Annotated in this window: 7 protein-coding genes and 1 pseudogene; all 8 read left to right on the forward strand. The window is 69.9% G+C overall.

What is annotated here, in order from left to right; all coding sequences use genetic code 11:
* The first annotated feature begins 531 nt into the window (after positions 1-531).
* Positions 532-2,091, forward strand: coding sequence for an ABC transporter substrate-binding protein (locus ACNFOC_RS45930; protein ID WP_416964951.1), 1,560 nt, complete (start codon positions 532-534; stop codon positions 2,089-2,091).
* Between the two features lie 90 nt (positions 2,092-2,181).
* Positions 2,182-3,213, forward strand: a complete 1,032-nt coding sequence (locus ACNFOC_RS45935) for an ABC transporter permease (RefSeq protein ID WP_416964952.1) — start codon at positions 2,182-2,184, stop codon at positions 3,211-3,213.
* A 2-nt stretch (positions 3,214-3,215) separates the two neighbouring features.
* Positions 3,216-4,130, forward strand: a complete 915-nt coding sequence (locus ACNFOC_RS45940; protein WP_416964953.1) for an ABC transporter permease — start codon at positions 3,216-3,218, stop codon at positions 4,128-4,130.
* Entirely contained in the window at positions 4,130-5,152 is a 1,023-nt protein-coding gene (locus ACNFOC_RS45945) for an ABC transporter ATP-binding protein (protein ID WP_416964954.1), read from the forward strand. Before ACNFOC_RS45940 ends, ACNFOC_RS45945 begins: the two co-directional genes overlap by 1 nt.
* The gene (locus tag ACNFOC_RS45950) at positions 5,149-6,000 is read left to right on the forward strand and encodes an ABC transporter ATP-binding protein (RefSeq protein ID WP_416964955.1); all 852 of its coding nucleotides are present in this window, start codon (positions 5,149-5,151) and stop codon (positions 5,998-6,000) included. The genes ACNFOC_RS45945 and ACNFOC_RS45950 overlap by 4 nt, the downstream gene beginning before the upstream one ends.
* Before the next feature lie 37 nt (positions 6,001-6,037).
* The gene (locus ACNFOC_RS45955; RefSeq protein ID WP_416964956.1) at positions 6,038-7,378 is read left to right on the forward strand and encodes an LLM class flavin-dependent oxidoreductase; all 1,341 of its coding nucleotides are present in this window, start codon (positions 6,038-6,040) and stop codon (positions 7,376-7,378) included.
* Positions 7,379-7,393: 15 nt separating this feature from the next.
* Positions 7,394-8,428, forward strand: coding sequence for an LLM class flavin-dependent oxidoreductase (locus ACNFOC_RS45960; protein ID WP_416964957.1), 1,035 nt, complete (start codon positions 7,394-7,396; stop codon positions 8,426-8,428).
* Between the two features lie 38 nt (positions 8,429-8,466).
* Positions 8,467-8,588: pseudogene (locus ACNFOC_RS45965) on the forward strand (oxidoreductase); the annotation flags it as partial.

Genomic DNA, 8,588 nt, shown 5'->3' on the forward strand with positions numbered 1-8,588 from the left:
CCTCGACCGCGTCCTCCGACCATCACCACGGCGAATCCGAGACCGCCATCTACGTGGTGAGCGGTCAGGGTTCGTCCCGCCGAATGAGACACCAATTGGTGTCCATTGACAGCCGCCGACAGCGGGCCCCAGGATGTGCAGCATGCTCACGACGCACCCCGGTGTGGTGTGCCGCTACGTGGACCTGCGGCGCACCTGTAGCGCTCTCTGTCGCTGACCCGCCGCCCCCGGCCCACAGGCGCCTGACCCCGCTCCCGTAGGCACCGGCGTTCCGCCGCCTCGCCGCCCAGCGCCGTCTCCTCGCGCCCCCTCTCGCGTTTCGTCGCCTCCTCCGCCTCCCTCCGTGTCCCGGGCTCTCCCCGCGATCCGCCGACGCCTCATGCCCTGGGCGCGGCATGCCCCCGTGCGCATCGAAGCCGCACCGGCATGTCCGCCGTCCCGGTCTCCGTGATGTCCGGCCCCGGGTGTGCCGCCCTCGCTTCCTTTCCGCTGCCCCGGCGCGGCCGGGAGCCCTCGAAGAAAGAAACAAAGATGTCCGGACGACTCACGTCTCGCAGCCCTCGGGCGGCCTTCCGCCCCGGCAGACTGCGCGCCGCCGCCCTGGGTACCGCCCTCGCCACCGTGCTCGTCCCCACGCTCAGCGCCTGCGGCGGCGACGCCTCGACGGCCGGCGGCAGCGCCACGCTGAAGTGGGCCTCCTCCTATTTCCCCGCCCACTGGGACCCGGTCGTCAGCGGCAGTGGCGCCCAGTTCCGTGAACTCGCCCTGGTCTACGCCTCGTTGACCCGCACGGACGCGACCGGCAAGGCCGTGCCCGACCTGGCCAAGAGCTGGGAGTACAACGCCAAGGGCGACCAGATCACGTTCCATCTGCGCCCGAACCTGAAGTTCAGCGACGGCGAACCGGTCGACGGCGCCGCCGTGAAGGCCGCCATCCTGCGCGCCCAGAAGCAGAAGAACTCCGCGCTCTTCGGCGACCTCACCTCCATCAAATCGGTGGACGCCGACGGACTGGACGCGGTGCTCCACCTCAGCCAGGTCGACTACCAGATCCCCCAGCTCCTCGGCGAGCGCGTCCTCCAGATCGCCAGCCCGAAGGCGGCGAAGTCCCCCACCAAACTGGATCAAAGCCCGGTCGGCGCGGGCCCGTTCACCGTCACGCAGCTCGTCCCTGGCACCAAGGTTCTCCTGAAGAAGAACCCGGATTACTGGGACGCCAAGGACATCCACATCGACAACGTCGAACTGACCTCGGCCCCCGACGCGGCGACGGTCGTCTCCGGACTCCAGACCGGCGTCTACAACTTCGCCGACATCGCCCCCAGTCAGGCCGAGGCCGCCAAGAAGGCCGGACTCGACGTCTTCGTACAGCCCGGCTTCAACGCCTCCAACATCAGCCTCAACGTCAACAAGGCGCCGTTCAACAACGCCAAGGTCGTCGACGCGGTCCGCTACGCGGTCAACCGCCAGGAGTTCGTGGACAAGCTGACCTTCGGCTACGGCTCGGTCACCAACCAGCCGTTCCCCAAGGGGTATGTGGCCTACGACCCGCAGTCCGCGAACGACTACGCCTACGACCCGGCGAAGTCGAAGCAGCTGCTCTCCGAGGCCGGTTACAAGGCGGGCCAGATCAAGCTCGACCTGGTCATCCCGGCGGAAGACCCCTCGGCGGAGATCGTCCAGGCGCAGTTGGCGAAGGTCGGCATCACGGTGAACATCAAGGTGGACAAGAACTGGGCCACCCCGTTCTTCGCCAAGAACCTGACGCTCTCCACCTACGGGACGACGGGGCGCGACTCCGCCGCACAGACCCTCACCGCGCACTTCGGTCCGAACGGCCCGCTCAACCTCAGCTCGCCGTACGAGCCTTCGGGCTTCGAGGCGGCCATCGCCAAGGTGCGCCAGACCCCGCTGGACTCGCCCGACTACGCGAAGGTCCTCCAGGCGGCGACCCGGGCCGGCCTCCAGAGCAAGGCGCTGGTCTTCACGTACTCCTCGCCCAACCTCATCGCGAAGAGCAAGTCGATCTCCGCCCTGCCCAAGAACCCGGCCCACATCGACTGGACCGGCGTGACCATCGGCGCCAGCTGACACTCCGTCACATCACGGAAAGCCACCACCCGTACGGCCACCACTCCTACAGCCACTACCCGTACAGCCACTACAGAGAGGGGGCAAGCCATGACGACGACGGAGGCACCGGCCACACCACCCGACGTCCGTCACCGGGTCGCCACGACCGGGACGCGGCACACCGTGGGCCGCGTCCTGGTCACCCTCGCCCGGTCGATCGCGATCTTCGTGCCCGTGTTCCTGGTCGCGACGTTCGTGACGTTCGCGCTGCGGTCACTGAGCGGGCTCAGCCCGGCGCGGATCCAGCTGGGTGAGGAAGCAACTCCCGAAGCGGTAGCCAGAGTTGAAGCACACTGGGGCCTCAACCGGCCCTTCCTCGTCCAGTACGTGGACTGGCTGGGCGGCGTCCTGCACGGGCAGCTCGGCACCAGCTGGACCAACGGCGCCGACATCTCCACCCTCATCGGCCTCGGCCTGGGCGTGAGCCTGTCGGTGGCGTTCTTCGCGCTGATCATCGGCGTGGTCGCGGGATTCGCCCTCGGCACGCTCGCCGCGCTGCGCCGTACGACCTGGATCGACCGCGCGATCACGGGCTTCGTCACGGTGATCTCGGTGATGCCCGCCTTCGTCGTCGGCATCGTGCTGGTCGCGGTGTTCGCGGTCGGACTGCATGTGTTCCCGTCCGCCGGATACGTCCCGGCGGCGCAGGGGGTCGGGCCGTGGCTGGCCCATATCACCCTGCCCGCCGTCGCGTTGAGCTTCGACGTCGTCGCCGACGTCGCCCGCCAACTGCGCACCAGCCTCGTCTCCGCCTACCGCGAGAACTATGTGACGGGCGCGGTCGTACGGGGGCTCAGCCCACGCCGGATCTTCTTCGGCCATGTCCTGCGCAACGGCCTCGGCCCCGCGCTCGCCACCCTCGGCCTGAAGTTCCCCACCCTCGTCGGCGCCTCGGTCGTCACCGAGTGGATCTTCGGACTCCAGGGGTTCGGCCGGTTCGCGAACGACTCCGCGCAGGCCGGTGACGTACCGGCCGTCCAGGGAGTCCTGGTCGTGTCGATCGTCCTGGTCGTCGTCTTCAACCTGATCGTCAACCTGGTGCTGGCGCGTGTGACGCCGGCGTCCCAGCGGGGGGTGTGACCATGGTGCGCCGCGTGCTCTCCCTGACGTCCGGCCGGATCGCCCTGGTGATCCTGGCCGTGATCGCCCTGCTCGCCGTCCTCGGGCCGTTCATCGCGCCCCACGACCCGCTGGCCACCAGTTCCGACACTCTCGCCGAGGCGTCGGGCGCGCATTGGCTCGGTACCGACTACCTCGGCCGCGATGTGCTGAGCCGGCTGCTCGACGGCTCCCGGGTGAGCGTGCTCGGCTCGCTCGAAGTCGCCCTCACCGCCATGGGAGTCGGGGCCATCCCCGGCATCCTGTCGGTCTACTTCGGCCGGGTCTTCGAGTGGGTCACCCTCCGGCTGACCGACACACTGGTCGCCCTGCCCTTCCTGCTGTTCGCCGTCGCCGTGGTCGCCCTGCTCGGCAACGGCATCACCCAAGCCATGCTGGTCACAGGGGTGTTGGTGTCCCCGCTGTTCTACCGGGTGGCCCGCGCCGCGACGCTGGCGGTGGCCCGCTCGCCGTACGTGGAGGCCGCGTTGATCTCCGGCGCCTCCATCGGGTGGGTCGTCCGCCGGCACGTCTGGGTCAAGGTGCTGCCGCCGATCGCGGTCGCGCTCGCACAGACCATCGGCGTCGGCTTCGTCATCGTCTCGACGCTGACCTTCCTGGGCATCGGCGTCCAGCCGCCCGCACCCACCTGGGGCGGGCTGCTCGCCTCGGACCTCGGTTATCTCACCCAGAAACCGTGGGCACCGCTGGTCCCCGCCCTGCTAATCATGGTCACCGTCTGGGCCTGCAACCTCCTCGCCGACGCGATCCGCGACGTCTCCGGCGAGGCGGGCCGCGCCCTGGTCAACAACCGCAAGGCGCGCGCCAATCGGCTCGCCGACGCCACCGACTCCGATGCCCACAGCGACGCCGCTCACGTTCACGCCGGAGGTGCGTGATGGCAACTCTCTCCGAAAAAGTCCTGACCAAGGCCGAGCAGAACAGCAAGACCGCACAGAACGGCAGGGCCGAGGTCGAGAAGACCGGGACGGACGGCACGGCCGGTACACCGGGTACGACCGACGCAACCGAGCCCGTCCGCCCGGCCGCCCCGTCGACGCCCGTCCTGTCCGTAGGCGACGTACGCATCAGCGACCGGGCCGCCGGCCAGGAGATCGTCCACGGCGTCACCTTCACGCTGACACCCGGCAAGGCGGTCGGCATCGTCGGCGAGTCCGGCAGCGGCAAGACCCTCACCTGCCGGGCCACGCTGGGCATCCTGCCCGCCCACTTCGAGGTCACCGGCGGCTCGATCGAGATCGACGGCCAGGACATCTCCGGGCTCTCGTCGGCTCGGTGGACGGCCCTGCGCGGCGCCACGATCAGCGCGGTCTTCCAGGACCCGGCGTCGTATCTCAACCCCTCGATCCGCGTGGGCGCGCAGATCGCCGAGGTGCTCAAGGTCAAGAAGGGACTCAAACGGCGCGAGGCCCGCCGGCAGGCGATCGAGCTGCTCCACGCCGTGCGGCTGCGCGACCCGGAGCTGGTCTACAGCCAGTACACCTACGAACTCTCCGGCGGCATGCTCCAACGCGTCCTCATCGCGGCCGCGATCGCCGCCGACCCGCGCATCCTCATCGCCGACGAGGCCACGACCGCGCTCGACGTCACCGTCCAGGCGGAGATCCTCGACCTGCTCGCCGACCTGCGCGAACGCACCGGCCTCGCCCTCGTCCTGGTCTCCCACGACCTGGCCGTCGTCGCCCAGCTCTGCGACGAGGTCCTCGTCATGCGGCAGGGTGAGGTGGTCGAACAGGGCCCGACCCACGAGGTGTTGCACAACCCGCGGCACGAATACACCCGGCTGCTGATCGCCGAGCACGAGCAGTACGGCCTGGACAAGTTCCTCGGCGCAGACGCCGTGGAGCCCGTGAGGACCGACGTCCTGGCCGCCGTAGAAGCCGTAGAGGAGGACGCGTGAGCACCGACCACCCGTCGCCGCAGCCCGCCCAACCCGTCCTGGACGTCACCGACTTGGAGGTGCACTACGGCCTCCACCGGCGTCGCCGCCAGGCCCTGAACCGGGTCTCGCTGAGCATCGCCCCGGGCGAGACCGTCGGCATCATCGGCGAGACCGGTTCGGGCAAGTCGACGCTCGCGCGGGCCGTGCTCGGTCTGGTGCGCGCCTCGGCCGGGTCGATCGTGATCGACGGCGAGGAGGTCGGTTCGTACGGCCATCGCCAGTGGCGCGCGCTGCGGCGGCGCGGTGTGATCCAGTACGTCTTCCAGGACCCGCTGCGCAGTCTCGACCCGGACGTGACGGTCGAGGCGTCGCTGGCCGAACCCCTGCTGATCCAGAGCGTTTCCCGGCAGGAGGCGGCGACCCGGGTCCGCGCGTTCCTCGACCGGGTACGGCTCTCCGCCGAACTGCTCGACCGGCTGCCCGGTGAGTTGTCCGGCGGGCAGCGTCAACGCGTCGCGGTGGCGCGGGCGTTGGTGACCGAGCCGCGTCTCGTCATCCTCGACGAGCCGGTCAGCGCGCTCGACTCCGCGAACCGCGTGCAGATCCTCCAGATCCTCAAGGAACTCCGCGCCGACGGCGTCGCCCTCGTCTTCATCTCCCACGACCTCGGGTCCGTCGCCGGGGTCGCCGACCGCATCGCCGTGCTGTACCAGGGCGAGTTGGTCGAGGTCGGCGCCACCGCCCACGTCATCAACCAGCCCCAGCACCCCTACACGCGCCTGCTCGTCCGCTCCGCGCCCACCCTGCACAGCGCGGCGGCGGACCGCGCCGAACGCGAGGCCCTGCGCGCCCTCCTGCACGCCTGACACACCCTCAACTCCCTTTCACGGAAAAGGAACAGCCATGTCCCGCACGCTCCACCTCGCCCTCCACCCCTACGGTGTCGGCGGTCCCGGCCAGCACGGGCTGTGGAAGGACCCGCGCGTCGCGAAGAACGCCAGCATCGACATCAACTACTACATCCGACTGGCCCAGGCGGCCGAACACGCCCTGTTCGACGCCCTGTTCATCGTCGACAGCCAGTTCATCAACTCCACTTATCCGGCGCACTATCTCAACCGCCTGGAGCCGCTGACCCTGTTGTCGGCCGTCGCCACCCACACCAAGCACCTCGGCCTGGTGGGCACGGCGAGTTCGACGTACAACTCGCCCTTCAACCTCGCCCGCCGCTTCGCCTCGCTCGACCACATCAGCGGCGGACGGGCCGGCTGGAACGTCGTCACCAGCTTCGACACCGGCACCGCGCGGAACTTCGGGCTCGACGAGCACCTCGACTACGCCACCCGCTACGGCCGTGCCCTGGAGTTCGTACAGGTCGCCCGGGGGCTGTGGGACTCGTACGAGGACGACGCGTTCCCGGCCGACGTCGAGCGGGGCGTGTTCCTCGACCCGGCGAAGCTGCACGAACTCGACCACGCGGGCGAGCACTTCAAGATCGCGGGTCCGCTGAACCTCTCCCGCTCACCGCAGGGCCAGCCGGTGATCTTCCAGGCCGGGGTGTCCGAGGAGGGCCGTGATCTCGCCGCGCAGGTCGCCGAGGGCATCTTCGCACCCGGGGGCACCCTGGAGTCCGCACGGGACTACTACGCCGACGTCAAGAAGCGCGCGGCCGCCTACGGACGCGACCCCGACCACGTCAAGATCCTCATCCACGGCGGCCCGGTCGTTGCCGCCACCGACGAGGCGGCGCGGCGTCGCGAGCGGGAGATCTTCGAGGAGGACGACGACTTCGACCGCAACCTCGCTCTGCTGGGCCGGTCCTTCGGGGCGTACGACTTCAGCGTGCACGACCTGGACGCACCCTTCCCGGATGTCGCCCACCTCGCCGAGAAGGGAGGGCGCACCGGTGCCGCGCAGCTCATCGAGCGGGCCAAGGCCGAAGGCCTGACGCTGCGTCAAGTGGCCGAGTCCGTCAACCAGTTCCGTCAGTCGCCGTTCGTCGGGGACCCGACGACCGTGGCCGACACCATCCAGCAGTGGTTCGACGCCCGCGCCTTCGACGGCATCAACCTGGCCTTCCGCACCGAGGACGAGCTGAACTACTTCGTCGACGGCGTCGCCCCGATCCTCCAGAAGCGCGGCCTGTTCCGCACCGAGTACACGTCCGACACCCTGCGCGGCAACCTCGGCCTCCCGGTCCCGGCCAACCGTCACTCCCGCGAGCGCCGGCTCGTGAACGACTGAGAGGGCCGGCACGTCATGACGAGCGAGAGACCACGCTTCCGGCTCGGTTTCCTCACCCACGTCCAGGGCCGCGACGACGACATCGCCCACACCTACCGCAACGCCCAGGAACTCTTCGTCGTGGCCGACGAGTTGGGCTTCGACGTCGGCTGGGTCGCCCAGCACCACGTCTCCCTCGGCGGGGGCGGGCTGTCCTCGCCGTGGACCTTCCTCGCCCACGCGGCGGCGCGCACCACCCGCATCCGGCTCGGCACCGCCATCACCGTCCTCCCGCTGGAGGATCCGGTGCGGCTCGCCGAGGACATCGCCACCGTCGACACGCTCAGCGGGGGCCGCGTGGAGTTCGGCGCGGGCAGCGGATCGAGCGAGGTGGAGTACGCGGCGTTCGGCAAGGACGTGGCCCGCAAGCGTCAACTGACCAGCGAGAACCTCGACATCGTGCGCCAGGCCCTGGACCGCCGAGAGGTGGGCACGGCCGGCTTCCGCATCCAGCCCCGGCCCGGCGACTTCAACGCCCGTGTCTGGCAAGGGGTGTTCAGCGCGCAAGGTGCCGAGTACGCGGCGCGGAGCGGTTCGAATCTGCTGCTCAACCGGGCGGCCTACGGCTTCGACGCCCCCACCGACGAGGTCCAACGCCCTTGGGCGGACGCCTACTTGGCCGCCTGGGAGCGACCGCACCGGCCACGCATCGGCCTGTCCCGGTTCGTGTTCCCGGCCAAGGACCGGCGTACCGCGCTCTCGGTGATCGGCGACGACGTCCATCGGGCCGCGCTGCGCATGGTGGAACACGGGGCGTTCCCCAAGGGCCTTGACCAGGACGAGGCGTTGCGCCGCTTCCACTCCTTCTACGGCCATCCCGACGAAATCGTCGCGGCGCTCGGGCAGGAGAAGGTGCTGCCCGTCGCCACCGACCTGATCACCCAGTTCAACCCCGCCGTGCCCGACCACGACGCCGCGGTCCGCGCCCTCGAACTCATCGCGACCGAAGTGGCACCCGCGTTGGGCTGGAAGCCCGCGCAGGCGGCCGAACCCGCATCCGCAGGAGTGTGACATGCCCCAGTACAGCGACTACTTCGGCCCCGAGGGCGCCGGTCGACGAGCCGCTCGTCGAACTGCCCCTGCCGGGCGCGGCCGAGGTGTCCGGGCGCCTGGACGGACTCTCGGACCTGATCATCGCGGGCGGCTCGGCACCGGCGCTGGTGACCGCCGC

Source organism: Streptomyces colwelliae, from assembly GCF_048158785.1.
Lineage (GTDB): Bacteria > Actinomycetota > Actinomycetes > Streptomycetales > Streptomycetaceae > Streptomyces.